Origin of the sequence: Methylobacterium radiodurans (assembly GCF_003173735.1) — a bacterium.
Classification (GTDB): Bacteria; Pseudomonadota; Alphaproteobacteria; order Rhizobiales; family Beijerinckiaceae; genus Methylobacterium; species Methylobacterium radiodurans.
Map to the genome: position 1 here is coordinate 4527366 of NZ_CP029551.1, position 19383 is coordinate 4546748.

The following is a 19383-nucleotide window of genomic DNA, read 5'->3' on the forward strand; positions in this document are numbered from 1 at the left end:
CCCGACCGCGGACCGGGCCGGCTGGTTCGCTGCGCTTGTCAGCCGGCCGCGGTCAAGGCGCGCGGCACTCCATCGCGGTCGCCGCCTCGATGACGCTGAGCGCTCGACGCCTGACTTCGAGCGAAACGCTCGGGCTATCCGAGACGACGGACGCTTCCCGCTTCAGGGCCGTGTCGCAGGCGCACGAGCTATACCCGGCCGTGTCGTAGCAGGCGTCGTGACGCATGCAGGCGGCGTCGAGGTCGTCGGTCGGCGTCAGGCCCTCGCCCCGCTGCCCCTTCCCGCAGTAGTTCCCGTGGAATAGCTCCGTCCCTGCGACGACCCGACCGAGGTTGCCCTTCGGCGGCGCCGACGCCTCGATCTGGCCGCTCGGATTGAGGTCGTTGGCCGGCCCGCCCGCCCTGGAGCCTGAGGCGCGCAGGGCCTTCGGGATGCCTGAGCGCTCACCTGGCTCGTTCAGGGCCTCGCCGGCCCGGCCGTTCGGATCCGAGACATCCGGCAATGGAGGCGGCGGCCCGGGTCGAGGCTCGTCCACCTCGACGGAAGCGGGCGGGACTTCCTGGACGGCCTGCGCGACGCAAGCGTAGGGGTAGGCCACGAGCAGCAGCCCCAGCACTGCGAGAAGAGGTGGTTTCAAGGATGCCCTCCCGGATCGGCGTCCGCCTAAAACTCGAGGCTCGGCTTTACCGTTCCGGGATGCGTCCTGCCGCTGTTACGGGGAAGCGGCGGCCGTGGGGCGGCGCCGCATGATCCTTCGTAGGAGGCGATGCGGCGAAAGGCTGAGCTTCGGGAAAGCCCGGACAAGCAGGGCCGCCAGCACGGCGAGGACGGCCAGAACGGTGTTGAAGATGGCATCGGCCCTGCTGGCGCGCGCATCGCTCGACGATGTCAGGTGCAGGGTGTCGTGCGCCACGAAACGGGTGGCATGTGGGATGCTCACGTCGCCGATGGTGTTAGCCACCGTGACCACGGCAGCCCCGAAGGGCTGGCGCCGTCCCGTTCCAACACGTGCCTCGGCGGATCGGACCGCCGGGACACGGGCGTCACGAAGTCTGAGAAGTCGTCACTGACCCGTCGTAGAGCCGGTCGTGGTGGTCGATTTCACCGGCTTCGAGCCAGGTTCGTGCGACATCGCCTTCGTGCGGGACTCGACGCTCTCGCCGTCCCGGACCTTCGTCTTTGTCTGCGACTTCGAGAAGGTGCCGCCGTCGTGGGCCATCGCCTTCGACTGACCGTTCAGCCCGCCGTTGCCGGTCTCGTTGACGTGCGAGCGGTCCATAGTCTTGCCGCCCGCCGCGCTGCCCCCGGTGGCTAGCGACGAGCCCGTAGATCCGTGCTCACCAGTCGACGTGCCGCCGCTGCCCGCGGTCGAGGCCGAGGTGCCCCCGGCCGCGGCCGAGCCCGCGGTACCCCCGGTAGCGCTTCCCCCGGCCTGGGCCAGCGCGGCTGCCGGGACGACAAGGAGCCCGAAGGCGGCGAGAGGGGCGATGAAGCGTATCGTCATGTCAGCCTCACTTCCTGTCCTTGGGTACGGTGACGACGCAATCGCCGTCCCCGGTGGTGGTCATGGTGGTGCCGCCGGAACTGGAGCTGGACGCGGAGCTGCTGGTCGATCCGCTGCCGGCCCTCGTCGTCACCGAAGGACCGCCCGTGGTCGAGCTGCTGACGCCGTTCGGTCCCGCCGTAACGGAACTCGACAGCGTGCCGGTGCTCTTCGCGTCGTCGGAATGCACGACCTTGCACGGCTTGCCGTTCGGGCCGGTCGTGACGGTCGTGCTACCGGAGACGCCGTTCGAGCCGGTCGTGACCGTGCTGGTCTGTGCGTGGCCCGCAACCGACCCGACGATGAGGATGGCGCCGCCGAGAAGCGGCATGATCAGGCGAGGCATGGTCCGCTCTCCTCAGGAACAAGGAGGGCGCGACCCGCCCGGACCGCGCCCGATGCTTTCACCCGCCGGGGGCTCAGCGCTTGTTGTGGCCCGGTGCATTCTCGGAATTGCCGGGGCCGCTCCGGTCACGCCCGGGGGCGCTGCCGGACATCCCGGACGACGAGCCGCCCGTGCCCATCGACGAGGAGCTCGTGCCCTTGCCGGCCGAGGAGCCTCCGGTGCCCATCGACGAGGACGAGCCCGAGCCGGAACCGGCGGACGAGCCTCCCGTGCCCACGGTGGACGAGCTGGTCCCGCCGCCGGCCGACGAGCCGCCGGTGCCCAGCGTCGAGGACGAACCCGAGCCGGTGCCCGAGCCCGACGAGGATCCGCCCGTGCCGACGGTGGAGGAGCTGGTGCCGCCGCCCGCGGAGGACCCGCCCGTGCCGACAGTCGAAGAGGACTGCGCGAGCGCCATGGCCGCGCCGCCGACGATGAAGGTGGTCGCAAGAGCTGCGACGCGAACGTGCTTCAGCATGTTGAAGACCTCAAATTGTGGTTCGTACGGGGCCAGAAACGAGCGTCGTTTGCAAACCGTTCCGGCAGTCTGCGGGATAAATAGGCAGAATACGGTGCCGCCCGAATACATTTACGAAGCAAAGAAGGCCAATAAAGATACAGCCGCGAGGCGTGTGCGCCTCCGGTTGCGGACACATCATCTTACCTTGATCCCCGAGCTAACATCCTGGGCGCGCTGCCGGCTCGGGCACCCCAGCTGCCGGTACGAATCCCACCCCAGGGAGGCAAGGCCTGAAATGCCGTTGCCCGCCCGGGCGTGCCCCTTGTGGAGCAAGCCGGTGCGGGCCGGGCCGCCCGTCTTCGAGCAGGATGTCGAGCCTAGTAGCGGTAGCCGTAGCCTCCGTAGCGGCGCCCCTCGTAAACGCGCACGTCCCTGCGACCGTAGCCCCCGAACTCACGATGCCGACGATAGCCATGAGCAGGGGCCCAGGGCGGAGGACCGCCGTGCCGGAAGCCGCGTTCGCCGCGGGCCCAGGGTGGATCGGCCATCGCCGGCGAGGCTGCGCCGAGGACCCCGACCGCCAGAGTCAGCGCACCGAGCAGGGTCACCATTGGTTTGCTGGACATCGAGCACCTCCCTCTGGCCGGGCTGAAGCCGGCTACGGACCAGAGACGGAGAACTGGGCCAAACCGTTCCGCCGACCGCGTTTGGGCGGGCGATATCCCTGTCTGGAGCGCTGCCGATATCAGCGCGTGCAACGGTTTCCGTCCCTCAGGCTTTCTGACCCGTCCAACAAGATGAGAAGGGGCTCCCCTATGCCGGTCCGTTTGCTCACGGCCGCCTTGCTTCTGTCCACCGTGGCCACGTCCGTCATCGCTGCGCCGATGTCGGCCGATGATAAGGCAGCACTTCAACAGCAGTGCATGGGCGACTTCACGACCTTCTGCGGGGACATGCCTCCAGAGGATGGTCCCGAGACGCAGGCGTGTTTCGAGAAGAACATGGCGAAGCTCTCACCGGGGTGCCAGGGCGCCATCCAGAGCTACAAGCAGGGCAAGAAGGGCTGATCGCCAAATTTCGACCAGCGACGATTTCGATACGACCAACTTCGGATCGGTTTCGGCACGTCGTTCGCTGCCATGCCTTCGACCGGGCTTCGCCTTTGGCTGGGCCGGTCGAAGAGTGCCGATCGGTGATGACCGCCACCCGCTACGTTGTGAGGTTGAGCACGCGCGACGGTTGGCGGATGCTGACCGACTGGGAAGAGCGCGAAGCGGTGCCGATGGCTGAGGCGGTGATGCGCCGCTACGAGGGTGAGACGATGCGCGTCGTCTTCATGATGGCCAGTCCCGATCCTGACGCGCGTCGGTGGATCGCTTTCTACCTCACGGACTTGGCCCTGCTGTTTGATCTCAGGGTTTGATGGTGCACTCACCACGCCCGAGTGAAGGTACGGGCTATGGGCCGGGTTCTTCAGGGCAGCGCCACATCGATCTGGCCGAAGTTCGCACGGCCCAAGGGCGGCTCGACCTGCTCGTCGCCATCTCGTCGAGGCCGTGCCCGACCAGAGGCACACGGTGCTCACCCGGCAACCGCACCCACGTCACCACGCCCGGCAACCTTGCCTCGGCCGCCCCATCGTCAAGGAGGCGATCGCAGCCGGTGAGACCTTCCGAGCCGACAGCTTCGAGCTTGCCTGCGCCCGCAACGGTATCGACCATCGTCTGACCAAGCCGCGCCATCCCTGGACGAAGCGGTCAGGTCGAACGAATGAACCGCACGATTCAAGCACGCGACCGTCAAACGCGACCACGACGTCAGCCACGCGCAACGTCGTGCTCACCTGGCCGACCGCGTCAGCGCCTACAACTTCGCCCGCCGCCTGAAGACCCTGCGCCGCCTCACCCCGTTCGAAGCTCTCTGCAGAGCCTGGACGCCCGATCTCGGCCGCTTCAGGCCCGACCCGCTCCATTACATGCCGGGACCAAACGATTGATCGGCTTGAGTGTCTTCCGATCGAGTGTACGCAGTGCGATCGATTCTTCCCCAAGTGCGTGCAGGGGATAGCGGCATGATTCTTCATGAATCAGGACAAACTACCCGCCTGTAGGCCCAAGCTTAGCTGAGAAATCAAACGGGTGCCGAATTAGACGTCGAGGTTGGCGACGCTGAGCGCATTTTCTTGGATGAACTCGCGGCGCGGTTCGACCACGTCGCCCATCAGCTTCACGAACAGGTCGTCGGCGTCGGTCGTGTCCTTCACTTTGACCTGCAGCAGCGAGCGCACGTCGCGGTCGAGCGTCGTCTCCCAGAGCTGCTGGGCGGTCATCTCGCCCAGGCCCTTGTAGCGCTGGAGCGAGAGGCCCTTGCGCCCGAAAGCCATCACCGCCTCGAACAGACCGACAGGCCCGTGCAGCACGGTCTCGTCGGTCTTGCGGGCGAGCGTCGCCGGCTCGCCGTAGATCTCCCGGAAGGCGTCAGCCCGCTCGGCCAGCCGGCGCGCCTCCTGGCTGGTGATCAGGCCGGCATCGAGCGTCGCCACCTGCCGCACGCCGCGCAGGGTCCGGCTGAGCCGGTAGCCGCCCTCGTACGCCTCGCCCTGCCAGCCGCGCTCGATCTCATCCGCGATGGCGTCGAGGCGCTTGGCCGTCATGTCGGCCAGCACCTCGGCCTCGCCGGGGTTCTCGGCCACATCCCCCGCGAAGGCGCCGGCCAGCACCGCCTGCTCGACCACGGCGCGGTCGTAGCGGGTGTGCAGGCCCTGCAGGATGCCGCGGAAGCTGCGCGCCTCCTCCACCAGGGTCTTGAGCTGCGGCCCGGCGAACTCGGCGCCGGAGGCAAGGCGCAGCACTGCGCCCTCGGTGCCCTGGTCGATCAGGTAGTCCTCGAGCGCCCGCTCGTCCTTAAGGTAGAGCGCCTTGCGGCCGCGCTCGGCTTTGTAGAGCGGCGGCTGGGCGATGTAGAGGTGCCCGCGCTCGATCAACTCCGGCATCTGGCGGAAGAAGAACGTCAGCAGCAGCGTGCGGATGTGCGAGCCGTCCACGTCCGCATCCGTCATGATGATGATGCGGTGGTAGCGCAGCTTGTCTGGGTTGAAGCCCTCGCGGTCGGTCGAGGACCGCCCAATGCCCGCACCCAGCGCCGTGATCAGCGTGCCGATCTCGGCCGAGGACAGCATCCGGTCGGCGCGCACCCGCTCGACGTTCAGGATTTTCCCGCGCAGCGGCAGAACCGCTTGGAACGCCCTATCCCGGCCCTGCTTGGCCGAGCCGCCGGCGGAATCGCCCTCCACCAGCAGGATCTCGCACTTGGTCGGATCCCGCTCCTGGCAGTCGGCGAGCTTGCCGGGCAGCGAGGCGATGTCGAGCGCGCCCTTCCGGGTCACGGTCTCGCGCGCCTTGCGGGCCGCCTCGCGGGCGGAGGCCGCCAGCACCACCTTGCCCATCAGGGCCTTGGCCTGGGAGGGGTTCTCCTCCAGCCAGGTCGAGAGGCCCTCGTTCAGCACGTTCTCGACGGCCGGGCGCACCTCGGAGGAGACGAGCTTGTCCTTCGTCTGCGAGGAGAATTTTGGGTCCGGCACCTGCACCGAGATGACGGCGGTCAGGCCCTCGCGGCAATCCTCGCCGGTGAGCGAGACCTTCTCCTTCTTGGCGACGCCCGACGATTCGGCGTAGCCGGTGATCTGCCGGGTGAGCGCCGCGCGAAAGCCCGCCATGTGGGTGCCGCCGTCGCGCTGCGGGATGTTGTTGGTGAACGGCAGCACGGTCTCGTTGAACGAGTCGTTCCACCAAAACGCCACCTCGACCCGGATGCCGTCGCGCTCGGAGCGCACCACGACGGGCTTCGACATGCCCTCGATGGGTTTGCGCGAACGGTCGAGGTAGCGCACGAAGGCCTCGATGCCGCCCTCGTAGTAGAGTTCCTCGCGCCGCTTCTCGGCGTGGCGCGCGTCGGTGAGCACGATGCGCACGCCCGAGTTCAGAAAGGCCAGCTCCCGCAGCCGCTTCTCCAGCGTCGCGTAGTCGAACTCGACCATCGTGAAGGTCTCGGTGGAGGGCAGGAAGGTCACCTCCGTGCCGCGCCGACCGTTGCCGGGGCCGACCACCTTCAGCGGGGCCTTCGCCTCGCCGTGGCCGAACTCCATCGCGTGCTCCTGGTCGTTGCGCCAGATCCGGAGCTTGAGCCAGACCGAGAGCGCGTTGACGACGGACACGCCGACGCCGTGAAGGCCGCCCGAGACCTTGTAGGAGTTCTGGTCGAACTTACCGCCCGCGTGCAGCTGGGTCATGATGACCTCGGCCGCCGAGACGCCCTCCTCCCGGTGGATGTCGACCGGAATGCCGCGGCCATTGTCGGAAACCGTGCAGGACCCGTCCGCGTTGAGCGTCACGGTGACCAGATCGGCGTGGCCGGCGAGCGCCTCGTCGATCGCGTTGTCGACGACCTCGTAGACCATGTGGTGGAGGCCCGAGCCGTCGTCGGTGTCACCGATATACATGCCCGGACGCTTGCGGACGGCGTCCAGCCCCTTGAGTACCCGGATCGATTCCGCGCCGTAGGCGTCGTGGTCAGTCTGCGGAGTGTCGGCCATGAATGTCCTCGGGCAGGCGGAGCTTCGCCGTGCGCGGCCCGGCCCTGTCGGGCGGCTTCGCCTGCGATTCGTCTAACCGGCCTGATATAGGGGTTCAGCCTTGAAATTGCATCGGTTTCCGGGCGCGGCACACCGCGCCCGGAGCCGATTTCTGGCCGGTCCACGTTAAAGTCCCGTTAGGCCTGTCAATCCTGCAGGAACGGGTTCGAGACGCGCTCCTCGCCGAGCGTGCCGGTCGGGCCGTGGCCCGGGATGAAGGCGACGTCGTCGCCGAGCGGCAGAACCTTCCGCTTGATCGCGTCGATCAGCTGCTCGTGGTTGCCGCCCGGCAGATCGGTGCGGCCCACCGAGCCCTTGAACACCACGTCGCCGACGAGCGCGAAGCGCGCGTCGCGGGAGACGAAGACCACGCTGCCGGGGGAATGGCCGGGGGCATGCAGGATGTCGAAGGTCAGCCCGCCGACCGTGACCGCGTCGCCCTCGTCGAGCCAGCGGTCGGGGGTGATCGGCCGGGCGCCGTCGAGGCCGTAATTGGCGCCGGTCTCAGGGAGCGAGTCGAGCAGGAACTGGTCGGCCCGGTGCGGGCCCTCGACCGGCACGCCGAGGCGCTCCTTCAGCTCCGCCGCCCCGCCCGCGTGGTCGATATGGCCGTGCGTCAGCAGGATCTTCTCGACGGTCACGCCCTGCTGGGCGATCGCCGCCTCGATCCGGTCGAGGTCGCCGCCGGGATCGACCACGGCGGCGACCTTGGTGGCGTCGTCCCAGATCAGGGTGCAGTTCTGCTGGAAGGGCGTGACCGGGATGATCCCGGCGCGGGGCGTTGGCATGCGGCGTCCGTTCGCTGTTCACGTGTCAGCGCATCTCTAGCCCGGATCGCGCCGCCGGGGCACCCGCCGCGGGTGGCGCGTCAGGCCGGCGCCCGCTTCAGCGGCGCGTCGAGGCCGCCGACCCGGAACCAGTGGTAGCCGTAGCCCTCCAGGCAGAGGCAGTGCCGCCCCTGCGCGTCCGCCTCGCTGCGCTGGCCGGTGAGGAGATCGACCAGGATGTAGCCCTCCGGCCCCGGCACCCCGGACTCGACCAGGACCTCGATCGGTCCGGGATCGAGATTGTGCACGCAGAGCACCGCGTTGTTGCGCCAGTCGTAGCGCAGGGCCAGCACCGCGTTGCGCCCGGTCTCCACGGCGGTGACCGTGCCCCAGCCGATCTCGGGCGCTTCCTTTCGCATGCGGATCACGCTCTGCATCCAACTCAGCAGCGAGTCCTGCTCGTGGCGCTGCTGGGCCACGTTGATGTGCCGGTAGCCGTAGGGTCCGTGGTCGATCACCGGCATCGCCGGCCGGTCCGAGACCGTGAAGCCGCCCTGGGCCTCGTTCGTCCACTGCATCGGCGTGCGGGCGCAGTCGCGCTCCTTGAGGGTGAGGTCGTCGCCCATGCCGATCTCGTCGCCGTAGCGCAGCACCGGCGTGCCGGGCAGCGTGAACATCAGCGAGTATGCGAGCCGGATCCGCCGCGGGTCGCCGTCGAGCATCGGGGCGAGCCGGCGCCGGATGCCGCGATCGTAGAGCTGCATGCCTTTCTCGGGGCCGAACTTCTCGAAGACGAGCGCGCGCTGCTTGTCCGTGAGGCGGCCGAGGTCGAGTTCGTCGTGGTTCCTCAGGAAGGTGCCCCACTGGCAGGAGAGCGGCCGGGGCATGGTGCGGGCGATCGCCTTGGCCAGCGGCCGCGCGTCGTGGGCGGCCAGCGCGTAGAAGGTCGCCTGGTTGACCTGGAAGTTGAACATCATGTGCATGCGGTCGGCGTCGTCGCCGAAATAGTCGAGATCCTGCTTAGGGAGGATGTTGGCCTCGGCCAGGATGATCGCGTCGCCTTTGCGCCACTGCAGGAACTCGCGGAAGTCGCGCAGCATGTCGAACTGCTCGCGCGGCTCGCCCTTCAGATCGGCGCCCTTCTGGGCGATCACGAACGGCACCGCATCCATGCGGAAGCCCGAGACGCCGAGCTGGATCCAGAAGCCCATGATCTTCAGGATCTCGGCCATCACGGCCGGGTTCGCGGTGTTGAGGTCGGGCTGGAAGTCGAAGAAGCGGTGGAAGTAGTAGGCCTTGGCCTCGGCGTCCCAGGTCCAGGTGGTCTTCTGCACGCCGGGGAAGACCATGCCCTCGTCGGCGTTCGCCGGCTTCTCCTTGGACCAAACGTACCAGTCGCGGAACGGGGAATCCGGGTCCTTGCGGGCGGCCTGGAACCAGGGATGGCGGTCCGAGGTGTGGTTGACCACGAGGTCGATCAGAACCCGCAGGCCCCGTTGCTTGGCCGCGTGCGTGAAGGCCACGAAGTCGCCGAGCGAGCCGTAGGCCGGATCGACGCCGTAATAGTCGCTGATGTCGTAGCCGCCGTCGCGCTTCGGGGAAGGCTGGAACGGCATCAGCCAGACCGCCGTGACGCCGAGCCCTTGCAGGTAGTCGAGCCGGCGCTCCAACCCGGCGAAGTCGCCGATCCCGTCGCCGTCGGCGTCCATGAAGGTGCCGACCGACAGGCAGTAGATGACGGCGTTCTTGTACCAGAGGTCGGTGATCACGGGCGCCTCCGCGGGCATGGGGCCGGCGTCCTAACGCGCCCTCACGGAAAAGCGTTGCCGTAGCCTTCGCCTCCTTAAATCAGCCGCGTTGTGGCGCCCCTATCGGATGCCCGGCGCGAGGCCACTTCCGGCCGGGCACGAGACGAGAGCCGCGGCACCCCGGACCGTATGAACACCATCCTGATCAAGCTGTTCGCGACCGCGCTGACCCTCAGCCAGGTCACGACCCGGCCGGACGCCGTGCGCACCCAGTTCGATGCCGCGACCGACGGGCCCAAGGTCGTGCAGCTCCTGCGCGACGGCTGCGCGCACATGCGCAAGGCCTTCGACATCGAGGACATCAATCTCGATGAATTGATCTCCACCGCCATGGAGGACCCGAGCGCGGTGGCGGGCGCCTCGGCCCCGAAGATCCTGCACGGGCTCGATATCGGGGAGCTCAACACGAGCTACCGCCAGTTCTGCAAGGGCGAGAACCCGGCCAACTCCCCCTTCGACGCCAAGTCGGTGATCGAGTTCTACAACAAGGCGACCGAGAACCTGCCGACCGCCGAGGCGCTGCGCGACAAGGCGCTGCCCGGCATGACCCAGATCCTCGACGGCGCCGGAAAGCCCTTCGCCGAGACCTTCGAGGCCAACGGGCGGCGCCTGGCCGTGCCGATCGAGAGCGTGCCGAGCCTGGTGCAGAAGGCCTTCATCGCGGCCGAGGACAAGCGCTTCGAGGGCCACCGCGGCATCGACGAGCGCGGCGTGATCCGGGCCTTCATCGGCAACCTCGCGGCGCCCGGGCGCCCGCAGGGCGGCTCGACCATCACCCAGCAGGTGGTGAAGAACCTCTCGGTCGGCGACGACGTCACCTACGAGCGCAAGATCCGCGAGATGATCGTGGCGGCGCGCCTCGAGCGCATTCTCACCAAGCCGCAGATCCTCGGGCTCTACCTCAACGGGATCTATCTGGGACGGGGCGCCTACGGCATCGAGATGGCGGCACGCTCCTATTTCGGCAAATCGGTCGGGCAGCTGAACCTGGCCGAGGCCGCGCTTCTCGCCGGCATGCCGAAGGGCCCAAACTTCTACAGTCCCGACAAGTACCCCGACCGAGCCCGCGAGCGGCGCGCCTACGTGCTCTCGCGCCTCAAGGAAGAGGGCGCCATCACCGAAGGACAGATGGCCGAGGCGGTGAAGGCCGATCTCGGCCTGAAGCCCCTCGACACGACCCGGCGCGACAGCGGCTTCTACGTGGTGGACTATCTCAACCGCGAGGCGCGCACCTTCGCGAGCGTCGACTCGCTGACCGCCGGCTCCTTCACGGTGCGCTCGACCATCAATGCCGGGCTCCAGCGCGCCGTCGAGGGCATCCTGCAGGACGGGCTGGCGAACTACGAGCGCGCCACCGGCCGCCAGACCTGGAGCGGTCCGGAACTCAACCTCGCGGATGCCGTGCGCCGGCTGGAGGCCGCCGCGTCTGCCCCGGAGACCTCGGCCCAGGCCGCCCCGACCGTGACCGGTCCGGATCCCGATCCGGCCCCCGCGCGCAAGGGCAAGGGCAAGGCCGCGGCGAAGCCCGCCCCGAAGCCGGCTGGCCCCAAGCCCGTCTGGCTGCGCGCCCTGGAGAGCGCCCGGCCCGTCCTCTACGACGTGCGCTGGCCGCTCGCGGTGGTGCTGGAGACCGGCCGCAACGGCGTCAAGGTCGGCCTGCCGGACGGCCGGGTCGCCGCCCTCGATCCAGGCATCGCCCGCAACCGCCTGCAACAGTACGACGCCGTCCGCGTGAAGCTGCGCGAGGGTAAGGGCGCGCCTCGGGCGGAGATCCGGGTGCGCCCGGCCGTGCAGGGCGCGGCGCTAGTGCTCGAGAACCGCACCGGCCGCATCCTCGCGATGACCGGCGGCTTCTCCTATCCCTTGAGCCAGCTGAACCGCGTGACGCAGGCCGTGCGCCAGCCGGGCTCGACGCTGAAGCCCCTCACCTATCTGGCCGCCCTGAATGCCGGGCTTCAGCCCAACACACTGGTGATGGACAGCGCCGTGACGCTGCCCCCAATCGGCGGGGTCGGCGATTCCTGGTCGCCGAAGAATTACGACGGCGGCGGCTCCGGTGCGACGACGCTCCGGCGCGGCCTCGAGTTCTCGAAGAACCTCGTCACCGCCCGCCTCCTCCAGGGCGGGATCGCCGAGAAGGCGCCCGCCAGCCTCAAGCGGGTCTGCGATATCGCGCTGGAGGCGCAGATCTACGCCGAGTGCGAGCCCTACTACCCGTTCGTGCTGGGCGCGCAGCCGGTGCGGATGCTCGATCTCGCGGGCTTCTACGCGGCGGTCGCCAACGAGGGTGCGCGGCCCGCGCCCTACGTGCTCGAATCGGTCGAGCGCGACGGCCGGCCCCTCTACACCCGCCAGAGCCGCGAGCCGGTGCGGATCGGCTCGGCCGACCGCGTCGCCTTCTACCAGCTCAAGACCATGCTGCAGGGCGTGGTCCAGCACGGCACGGCCGCGGCGCTCGCCCGCAACGGCGCCTACATCGCGGGCAAGACCGGCACCTCGGAGAACGAGAACGACGCCTGGTTCGCCGGGCTGACGAACGAGATCTCGGTGGTGGTCTGGGTCGGCTACGACAACGCCGACGGCACCCGCCGGACACTGGGGCGCGGTCAGACCGGCGGCCACCTCGCGGTGCCGATCGCCGGCCAGATCTTCAACGCGGCCTGGGCCAACGGCGTCGCCAAGACCCCGCTCGCCGGCCCCTCGCCGGAGGCGCGGCCGCTCATCGCCGATATCGGCGGCGAGCACTTCCGCCGCGGCAGCGACGGCCGGGTGGCCGAGACCCAGTTCCGCCTCGTACCGCGCGAGACCGTCTACGCCGGGCGCCCCGACGCCGAGGACGGCGACCTCGCGGGCGGGGCCGAGGACGGGGCGGACGTGGCCGGCGACTATTACGGCAACATGACGGGCGAGCGCCGGCCGCGGCCCGAGCCCGACCTGCTCGATCCCTTCGGCGAGCGCCGTCCCGCCCGCAGCCGCCGCGCGCAGGGCGACCTCGACGGCTACCGGCCCTGGCCGGGGACCAACCGCTCGCCCTTCGGCGACGAGGACTACGACACGCGTCCCCGCCGCCGCGACCCGGACTACCTGTTCGGCGACGAGCCGCGCTACTGACGCGCCCCTTCTCGACATCCTCCGAGGACAAAGCCCCGTGCGGACACAGCTTCCGGCAACCCTGGCTCTCGCCCTGATCGCCGCCCTTCCAGCCGCCTCACCGGCTCTCGCCCAGGTGAAGACGCCGGCCGCCGCGCCGGGCACGACACCGGAGCGGATCCGGGAGGTCCCCTCCGTCGCCGCGCAGGATCCGGCAACGCTCAAGCCCGGCACGATCCTGTTCAGTGACCGGCGCGACCAGCCGCAGAACCCGGAGAGCGGGCTCACCCCCTATCTCGACTGGCAGCGGCAGAAGCCGGCCGAGGCCACCGCGCTCGCGCCCTTCCCCGGGTACAAGGAGCCGGACTACGCCCAGACCGTGAACGGCGTGACGAAGCAGCGCCACGAGACCCTGAAGGTCTACGTGGCGGAGGGGCGCTTCGTGGTGACGAGGCCCCCCGAGGCGATCGACCTCCAGGCCTTCGCCAACCTTCCCTTCGTCCAGGCCATGGACCCGGCGATCAAGCACAAGGCGCTCAGCCCCGCGGACGTGACGCCCACCAAGGATCCGGCCGCCGCCTTCGCGCGCCGGCCCGACCGGCCCTGGTGCGAGCCGGGCACGACTTGCATCGAGTCGCGCTACGATCTGGAGGGCAAGCTGCCGCTCGGCGTGAAGCTCGCCAACAAGCTGGAGGAGGGCTCGTCCAAGAAGATCGCCGAGTTCGTCTCCTTCCAGAGCGAGCTGCGGGTGCTCCCGCCCGAGAAGGCGGCCGGGTTGGGCGCGCTCACCAAGGTCGACACGCCGGTGACCGGCGGGATCGAGCAGACGATCTTCTGGGTCAACCAGATCCTGCGCTTCGGCAAGTTCCTGGCGGTGCTGCAGCCGATGCCGGGCGACCCGCAGAAGACCGTGGTCACCACCTACATGGCGCTCGCCATCAAGGCCGACGTGCTCGACCGCAAGGCGGAGTACGCCCGCGTGCCGGTGCTGAAGAACCTGCTGCCCGCCCAGGTGCTGATGGGCAATTCGAGCTTCAACACCGGCAACTCGATCAGCGCCGGCCTGCCGACCTACGCCCGCAACCGCATCGCGGCCTTCGCGGACGCCGTGGCCAAGCGCTGAGGGACGGAACGCCGGGGCCTTAGCCCCGGCCGCTGTCCGCTAGTAACCCCGGTTGCCGATCGTCGGCAGGGTGGGCTGCGTGTAGGCGCGGTTCACGTCGCGGCGGGTCTGGGTGCCGTTGGTGTCGTTGGAGCGGCTGAACGCGTCGGCGCTGAACTGCTGCGCGAAGCCGCTGTCGCCGGTGCTGGTGCAGGCGCCGAGGCCCGCGCAGAGGCAGGCAGCCAGCAGGAGGTGCAGGCGGGTCGGGGAAGGGCTGGTGCGCATCGCGGCGTCCTCGCGGGTTCGATCCTGCGGGCCGGCGTGGGCCGCCCGGGCGCTGCCGTCAAGCCTGCGGGCCGGCTCCGCCGTGCCGGTCGGCACGATGCGAGGCGATCGCGCCACGAAAAACTCACCACCCGCGCGGCTTCCGTGCCATGCCCGGCCGCAATCGTGTGGAGGATGGCGGCCTTGCCCTGGCGAATCCGCCCGGCGCGGGCGACAAGCGATCCCGATGAGCAACGTCGTGCCCTTCCGCCAGCGCCAGCCCGTCGCGAAACTCGCCCGTTGCGAGGTCGTCGCGGTCGCGGGTGACCTTCTCACCCTGCTGGAGCAGCTCGAGGACGTGTGCGCCCGGGCCGCCGGCACGGGCCGGCCGCCGCTCGAGGTCGAGCGCACGGTGCAGCACCTGCTCGACGCGGTCGGCGCGGTCGAGCGTGCCCTCGACTGCATCGGCGAGGGCGAGCAGGCCGAGCCCGCCTGACATTAGCTCTTAAGGAATGCTGAACGTCTGGAACTGTCGCGGTCAACTTCCCGTTGAGCGGACGGACGACGCCCGCGTCACCGTGCCCCGGAGAAGCCGATGCCCGCGACCAGCCCCCGCCGCGCCGTCCTGGCGCTGACCGCGTTCGGATTGATCACCGGCACCGCCGCCCATGCTCAGGACGGTGGCCTCTTCGAAGCCCTGTTTGGGCGCCCACAGGCGACGCAGCCGCAGCCGACCGTGCAACCGCAGGTGCAATACCCGACCTACGGATACGGTCAGGAGGGCGGCTACCGCCAGCGCAGCCGCCGGGCGGCGCGCCCGCAGCTCCGTACCCGCTACACCGCCCTGCACAAGTCCGAGCCGCTGAAGGTGAAGATCACCGACCGGCAGACGCCTCTCGACATGTCGGCGGGTGCCGCCGCCGCCCTGATGCGCGACGAGACCCTGCGGCCCGGCGACATCGTCATCCTGAAGAGCGGGCCGCAGGTCTACACCGGCTCCGTCGAGAAGCGCCACACGATGCGCGACTTCGAGCCTGCGCAGAGCTCGCGCCTCATCGGCAAGCAGACGCGCCGTCAGCTCGCCGCGATGGTGGCGCCAGTGGGCGCCCTGCCGGCCGATGAGGCCCGCCGGGTGCTGGCCCGGTTGAAGCGGACCCCGCGCAGCCCCGCCGCGGTGCCGGAGCAGGCCGTCGCCCAGGCCGGTGCGATGCGGGTGATCAATGCCTGGACGCCCGCCCGATAGGCGGCGTCGCTCCCTGCTCCGCTGTTGCCGGACGGCGCATGCCGTCCGCTCCGTTTTCCTGCACGCACCGCCCGTCGGAGCTGGGCTCTCTCTTGCAAGCGCGGATAGGGCTCCGCTCACGCCATGTCCGGAGCCGGTCCTCAGCTCAGCGCCGCTACGCCCGACATGCTGGCCCAGACGGTGCCATAGTGGCAGGCGGTGGCGGCGAGCACGAAGGCGTGCCAGATCGCGTTCTGGAATGGCAGGCTGCGCCAGACGTGGAAGACGACGCCGACCGTGTAGAGCGCCCCTCCGATGGCGAGCAGCCACAGGGCGGTCGGCTGGAGCACCGCGATCACCGACTCGTAGGCGAGGAGCCCGCTCCAGCCGAGCACGAGGTAGAGACCGATCGAGAGCCGGTCGAAGCGGCCCGGGAAGAACAGCTTCACCGCGATGCCGATGGAGGCCACCAGCCAGATCACTGCGAGCAGTGCCCAGGCGGTCGGCCCGGTGCCCACGAGGGTGACCAGCGGCGTGTAGGTGCCGGCGATCATCAGGTAGATCAACGCGTGGTCGGCGCGCCGCAGCAGCCACTTGCGCGGGCTCACCGGATAGAGGTTGTAGGTCGCAGAGACGCCGAGCATGCCCACCAGCGCGGTGGCGTAGACCACCACCGCCACCCGCTCGCCCCAGCCCAGATGGGCGGTGAGCGATGTCGCCACCAGGGCGACCGCGCCGGCAAGCCCCAGCACGACGCCGAGTCCGTGCACCACCCCGTCCGCGAGGATCTCCCGCTTCGTGTAGTGCCAGGTGAGTGTGAGCGGTCTCCCGTCCTCGGCCAGGAACATCTGTCCCTCCTGCAACGCGTGCAGTGTAAGATTTTCGAGGCGAAGTCGTTCCCTATGCAGAGTGCGTAAACACTGGCTATCCACGCCAATCTGCGGGCATGGTGAAGGGTTGTGCTGCGCAGCAGTCACGTTGCACAGCAAAAGAGCGCATGGAGTCTCGGCGATCTTTGGCGATGCTTGGTGACCCGCGGCGGTTCCGCGCACGCGCTCCGCGCGCGGACCCTCGCCTCCCTAGGACATCGCCGAGACCGTTTCATGACGGGCCGGGCTCAGATGCCGCCGCCCGCCAGTCCCTCGAAGCCGAAGGCGGTCTCGCCCCCCGCCCGCGCCGGGGCGGGCGCGCCCAGGCTCAGGCGGGCGTGCACCGTCGCCATCATCAGCACGCCCATCGCCAGGACCTGATGGGCGAGGCCGGCCCAGAGCGGCACGGCCAGCAGCAGGGTGACGATGCCGAGACCCATCTGCGCCACCGTGAGCGCGGCGACGCCCGCGGCGCGGCCCCGCACCCCGCGCGCCGCCCCGGAAATCCAGGCATCGACCGCGTGGGCGAGGGCTGCCAGCACGATCAGGTAGGCGACGAGGCGGTGGTTGAACTGGACCAGGGTGGTGTTGTCGACGAAGTTCTCGATCCAGGGCGTGACCGCGAACAGCTCCGCGTGCGGCGGCACCAGCGCGCCGTCCATGGTGGGCCAGGTGTTGTAGAGCAGGCCGGCATGCGAGCCCGCCACGAGGCCGCCGAGGAAGATCTGCGCCAGCACCAGGGCCGGCAGCGCGAGGGCTGCGGCGCGCAGCCGCCCCGGCGCCGGCGCGCGCGCGTCCCGGCGCTCGCCCGCCGCCAGCCAGACGAGGCCGGCAAGGATCAGGCTCGCGAGCGTCAGGTGGATCGCGAGCTTCAGCGGCGCCACCGCCGTCATGCCGGGCTTGAGGCCGGACGCCACCATGATCCAGCCGACCGTGCCCTGCAGTCCGCCGAGGAGGCCGAGCGCCACGAGCCCGATCCCGAGCCGGCGCCCGATGAGGCCGCGCCACCAGAACCAGACCAGTGGCAGGAAGAAGACGAGCCCGAGGACGCGGCCGAGCAGGCGGTGGCCCCATTCCCAGAAGTAGAGCACCTTGAAGTCGGCGAGCCCCATGCCCTGGTTGAGGATCCGGTACTGCGGCGTGTCGCGGTACTTGTCGAACTCGGCGGCCCAGTCGGCGGCCGAGAGCGGCGGCACTGCACCGGTCACCGGGCGCCACTCGGTGATCGAGAGGCCGGAGCCGGTGAGTCGGGTCGCGCCGCCCACCGCCACCATCGCGACCACGAGGGCGGCCACGAGGTAGAGCCAGAGGCGTACCGGGTTCGAGCCGCGCGTCGCGCCGCTGAGGTCGTCGGGTCGGCCGTGGATGGAGAGCCGCATCGCGTCGGGTCTGCTTTTCGGTTACGTCCGCCCCCGGGTTAGGCAATGCCGGCGCCCGGGGCAACGTCCGCCGGTGCCGCTGCGGCATCGCGCGGCTTTGACCCGGACGGGACCGCCGATACGCGGGCGGATGTTTTTCGAGGAGGATCACCATGCGCCGTCGGACCCGCACCCTGATCGGGACGGTGGGGCTCATCGCCTTCGTGATGCTCTACGCCCCCCTCGCCATGGCGCTCGCCGACAGTCGCATCTCCCAGCTGCACCCCGCGCTGCAGACGGTGGTCTACTGCATCCTCGGTATCGCCTGGATCTTCCCCCTGATGCCGCTGATCCGGTGGATGGAGCGGCCCGACGCCTGAGACGGCGCGCGAGGCCCCAGATTTCGCCGCACTCCGGGACGAGAAGGCGGGACAGGCGGCGCGCCCGTTCCCTCCAGCCCCGATAACCGATGCCTCGATCGTTCCCGAGCCGGCCCGTCCTCGCCGGCCTCCTCGTCCTCGCCGCCGGTCCGGCCCTGGCCCAGGGGACGCCGCGCTCCGTCGGCGAGTGCGAGCGCCTGAAGAACGATCTCGCCTACAACCAGTGCCTCGCGATGTTCGGCCCCGCCGCCCGCAACGTGGCGGGCGGTTTCGCGGCGGTCGATGCCTCGGCCGTCCCGCAGGCCGCAATCCCGCAGGCGGAGGAGCCTCAGGCCGAGCCGGCGCGTGGCCGGCGCTACCGCGGCCGCCACGGGCGCCAGCGCGCGGTCTTCACTTCGGGCCGGCGGCGCTGATCCCGGCCGGTCAGCCGATGTCGAGGCGCCGGCCCCGGTTCCAGGCCAGGAACGGCACGCCCGAGAGCAGACCGCGGAGCGCCGGCGCCGACTGGTGGCAGCCGTTCACCGAGACCCGCGGCAGGGCGTGCGGATGCCCCGCATGCGTCGCGAAGAGGTGGCCCGGCCGGGTCGTGACCGCGGTCGCGAAGCCGAGCTCCCGCGCCAGCGCGAACTCGCGCGGGCCCGCCGAGCTGCGGTCGCCGACCGGGTAGGACAGGTGCCGCACCGGGCGCCCGAGTTCCGCCTCGATCCGCGCCCGGCTCTCCGAGATCTCGCTGCGCGCCGTCCCGGGCGGGTGCTTGGCCAGCATCGGGTGGCTGCGGGTGTGGGCGCCGAAGCTGACCAGCGGGTCGCGGCCGAGTGTCCGCAGGGCGTCCCAGTCCAGGCACAGCTCCTCCGCCACCGTCCCCGGGGCGAAGCCGGCCGCCCGGCAGAGGTCGCCGACCCGGTCGAGCAGCTCCGCCTCCGGGCCGGCCCGCAGGGCGCGGTAGACCGCCTCGAAGGCGCGGCCCTTCTCGGCCGGATCGCGCGCCGGCAGGTCGATGCGCTGCCCGCCCGCCTCCAGCCGCACCCGGTCGAGGCGCGCCACCGCCCGCTCCAGCTCGACCCACCAGAGCCGGCCCTCGCCCCCGGCGAAGTCGCTCGCCACGAACAGCGTCCAGGGCGCCCCGTGCCGGGCGAGCACCGGCGCGGCGTGGACGGCGTTGTCGCGGTAGCCGTCGTCGAAGGTCAGGGCGCAGAAGGGCGGCCCCGCCTCCCGCTGCGCGAGGCGCTCCGGGATCTCGTCGAGGGTGCAGAGCGCGAAGCCGCGCGCCCGCAGCATTCCGAGCGTCAGGTCGAGGAAGTCCGGCGTGATCGCGAGCAGCCGGTTCGGCGCGAAGGCGGCGGGCGGCTCCGGCCGGACGTGGTGGAAGGTCAGGATCAGCCCGCGCCCCCGGGCGACGGGTGCGAGCCAGCGGTCGGCGCCGGTCGCCGCGACCGCCCGGAAGCCGGCCTCGAACAGGCGGTGGCGGCTGCGGGAGGAGAGCATGAGGGCGGACCCGGAGCCCG

21 protein-coding genes and 1 pseudogene are annotated in these 19383 nt (G+C 70.2%); 9 read left to right on the top strand and 13 right to left on the bottom strand.

Going from position 1 to position 19383, the window contains the following annotated elements; genetic code table 11:
- Window positions 1-52: 52 nt before the first annotated feature.
- The 6 genes from DK427_RS21225 to DK427_RS21250 form a co-directional block, all read right to left on the bottom strand.
- Window positions 53-637: a phospholipase A2 family protein gene (locus DK427_RS21225; protein WP_109953105.1), complete on the bottom strand. Its 585-nt coding sequence runs from the start codon at window positions 635-637 to the stop codon at window positions 53-55.
- A gap of 75 nt (window positions 638-712) precedes the next feature.
- A complete protein-coding gene (locus DK427_RS21230) occupies window positions 713-961 on the bottom strand; it encodes a hypothetical protein (RefSeq protein WP_162559628.1) in 249 nt (82 codons plus the stop codon).
- Between the two features lie 102 nt (window positions 962-1063).
- Window positions 1064-1504, bottom strand: coding sequence for a hypothetical protein (locus tag DK427_RS21235; protein WP_109953107.1), 441 nt, complete (start codon window positions 1502-1504; stop codon window positions 1064-1066).
- A 7-nt stretch (window positions 1505-1511) separates the two neighbouring features.
- Entirely contained in the window at window positions 1512-1889 is a 378-nt protein-coding gene (locus DK427_RS21240; protein WP_109953108.1) for a glycosyl hydrolase, read from the bottom strand.
- A gap of 73 nt (window positions 1890-1962) precedes the next feature.
- Window positions 1963-2406, bottom strand: a complete 444-nt coding sequence (locus tag DK427_RS21245) for a hypothetical protein (protein ID WP_109953109.1) — start codon at window positions 2404-2406, stop codon at window positions 1963-1965.
- A 359-nt stretch (window positions 2407-2765) separates the two neighbouring features.
- Window positions 2766-3014: a hypothetical protein gene (locus tag DK427_RS21250; protein WP_109953110.1), complete on the bottom strand. Its 249-nt coding sequence runs from the start codon at window positions 3012-3014 to the stop codon at window positions 2766-2768.
- 189 nt (window positions 3015-3203) lie between these two features.
- Here DK427_RS21250 and DK427_RS21255 point away from each other — a divergent pair, with 189 nt between their 5' ends.
- The 3 genes and pseudogenes from DK427_RS21255 to DK427_RS27240 all read left to right on the top strand — a co-directional run.
- Complete coding sequence (locus tag DK427_RS21255; protein WP_109953111.1) at window positions 3204-3455, top strand: hypothetical protein; 252 nt, start codon at window positions 3204-3206, stop codon at window positions 3453-3455.
- A 128-nt stretch (window positions 3456-3583) separates the two neighbouring features.
- Window positions 3584-3811, top strand: a complete 228-nt coding sequence (locus DK427_RS21260) for a hypothetical protein (protein ID WP_109953112.1) — start codon at window positions 3584-3586, stop codon at window positions 3809-3811.
- Window positions 3812-4100: 289 nt separating this feature from the next.
- A pseudogene (locus tag DK427_RS27240) lies at window positions 4101-4384 on the top strand (integrase core domain-containing protein); the annotation flags it as partial.
- Between the two features lie 150 nt (window positions 4385-4534).
- On the opposite strand, the gene gyrB reads toward DK427_RS27240, so the two are convergent.
- The 3 genes from gyrB to DK427_RS21275 all read right to left on the bottom strand — a co-directional run bounded on the left by gyrB (window position 4535) and on the right by DK427_RS21275 (window position 9554).
- Window positions 4535-6979 (bottom strand): DNA topoisomerase (ATP-hydrolyzing) subunit B, encoded by a 2445-nt coding sequence (gene gyrB, locus DK427_RS21265; protein ID WP_109953113.1) that lies wholly within the window; start codon window positions 6977-6979, stop codon window positions 4535-4537.
- Between the two features lie 185 nt (window positions 6980-7164).
- On the bottom strand, window positions 7165-7806 hold the full coding sequence (locus DK427_RS21270; RefSeq protein WP_109953114.1) for an MBL fold metallo-hydrolase: 642 nt from the start codon (window positions 7804-7806) through the stop codon (window positions 7165-7167).
- Between the two features lie 80 nt (window positions 7807-7886).
- A complete protein-coding gene (locus tag DK427_RS21275; protein WP_109954303.1) occupies window positions 7887-9554 on the bottom strand; it encodes an alpha-amylase family protein in 1668 nt (555 codons plus the stop codon).
- A 168-nt stretch (window positions 9555-9722) separates the two neighbouring features.
- Here DK427_RS21275 and DK427_RS21280 point away from each other — a divergent pair, with 168 nt between their 5' ends.
- Window positions 9723-12704 carry a penicillin-binding protein 1A gene (locus DK427_RS21280; protein WP_109953115.1) on the top strand — a complete coding sequence of 994 codons (2982 nt, stop codon included), beginning with the start codon at window positions 9723-9725 and terminating at the stop codon, window positions 12702-12704.
- Window positions 12705-12741: 37 nt separating this feature from the next.
- Entirely contained in the window at window positions 12742-13806 is a 1065-nt protein-coding gene (locus DK427_RS21285; RefSeq protein WP_109953116.1) for a hypothetical protein, read from the top strand.
- Window positions 13807-13845: 39 nt separating this feature from the next.
- Here the strand turns inward: DK427_RS21285 and DK427_RS21290 are convergent, their stop codons facing one another.
- A complete protein-coding gene (locus DK427_RS21290; protein WP_109954304.1) occupies window positions 13846-14070 on the bottom strand; it encodes a hypothetical protein in 225 nt (74 codons plus the stop codon).
- A gap of 226 nt (window positions 14071-14296) precedes the next feature.
- Between DK427_RS21290 and DK427_RS21295 the strand changes: the two genes are divergently transcribed.
- Together DK427_RS21295 and DK427_RS21300 are read left to right on the top strand one after the other, a co-directional pair.
- Window positions 14297-14545, top strand: a complete 249-nt coding sequence (locus DK427_RS21295; protein ID WP_109953117.1) for a hypothetical protein — start codon at window positions 14297-14299, stop codon at window positions 14543-14545.
- Between the two features lie 99 nt (window positions 14546-14644).
- Window positions 14645-15292, top strand: coding sequence for a hypothetical protein (locus DK427_RS21300; protein WP_245930666.1), 648 nt, complete (start codon window positions 14645-14647; stop codon window positions 15290-15292).
- A gap of 140 nt (window positions 15293-15432) precedes the next feature.
- Here DK427_RS21300 and trhA read toward each other — a convergent pair whose 3' ends face one another.
- Both trhA and DK427_RS21310 read right to left on the bottom strand, forming a co-directional pair.
- Window positions 15433-16119 carry a PAQR family membrane homeostasis protein TrhA gene (gene trhA, locus DK427_RS21305; RefSeq protein ID WP_109953118.1) on the bottom strand — a complete coding sequence of 229 codons (687 nt, stop codon included), beginning with the start codon at window positions 16117-16119 and terminating at the stop codon, window positions 15433-15435.
- Window positions 16120-16388: 269 nt separating this feature from the next.
- Complete coding sequence (locus tag DK427_RS21310; protein ID WP_109953119.1) at window positions 16389-17519, bottom strand: COX15/CtaA family protein; 1131 nt, start codon at window positions 17517-17519, stop codon at window positions 16389-16391.
- Between the two features lie 152 nt (window positions 17520-17671).
- Between DK427_RS21310 and DK427_RS21315 the strand changes: the two genes are divergently transcribed.
- Window positions 17672-17878 (top strand): DUF2842 domain-containing protein, encoded by a 207-nt coding sequence (locus DK427_RS21315; protein WP_066923559.1) that lies wholly within the window; start codon window positions 17672-17674, stop codon window positions 17876-17878.
- Between the two features lie 89 nt (window positions 17879-17967).
- Window positions 17968-18291, top strand: coding sequence for a hypothetical protein (locus tag DK427_RS21320; protein ID WP_109953120.1), 324 nt, complete (start codon window positions 17968-17970; stop codon window positions 18289-18291).
- A gap of 10 nt (window positions 18292-18301) precedes the next feature.
- On the opposite strand, the gene DK427_RS21325 is transcribed toward DK427_RS21320, so the two are convergent.
- Window positions 18302-19363 carry a polysaccharide deacetylase family protein gene (locus tag DK427_RS21325; RefSeq protein ID WP_109953121.1) on the bottom strand — a complete coding sequence of 354 codons (1062 nt, stop codon included), beginning with the start codon at window positions 19361-19363 and terminating at the stop codon, window positions 18302-18304.
- Window positions 19364-19383 lie beyond the last annotated feature (20 nt).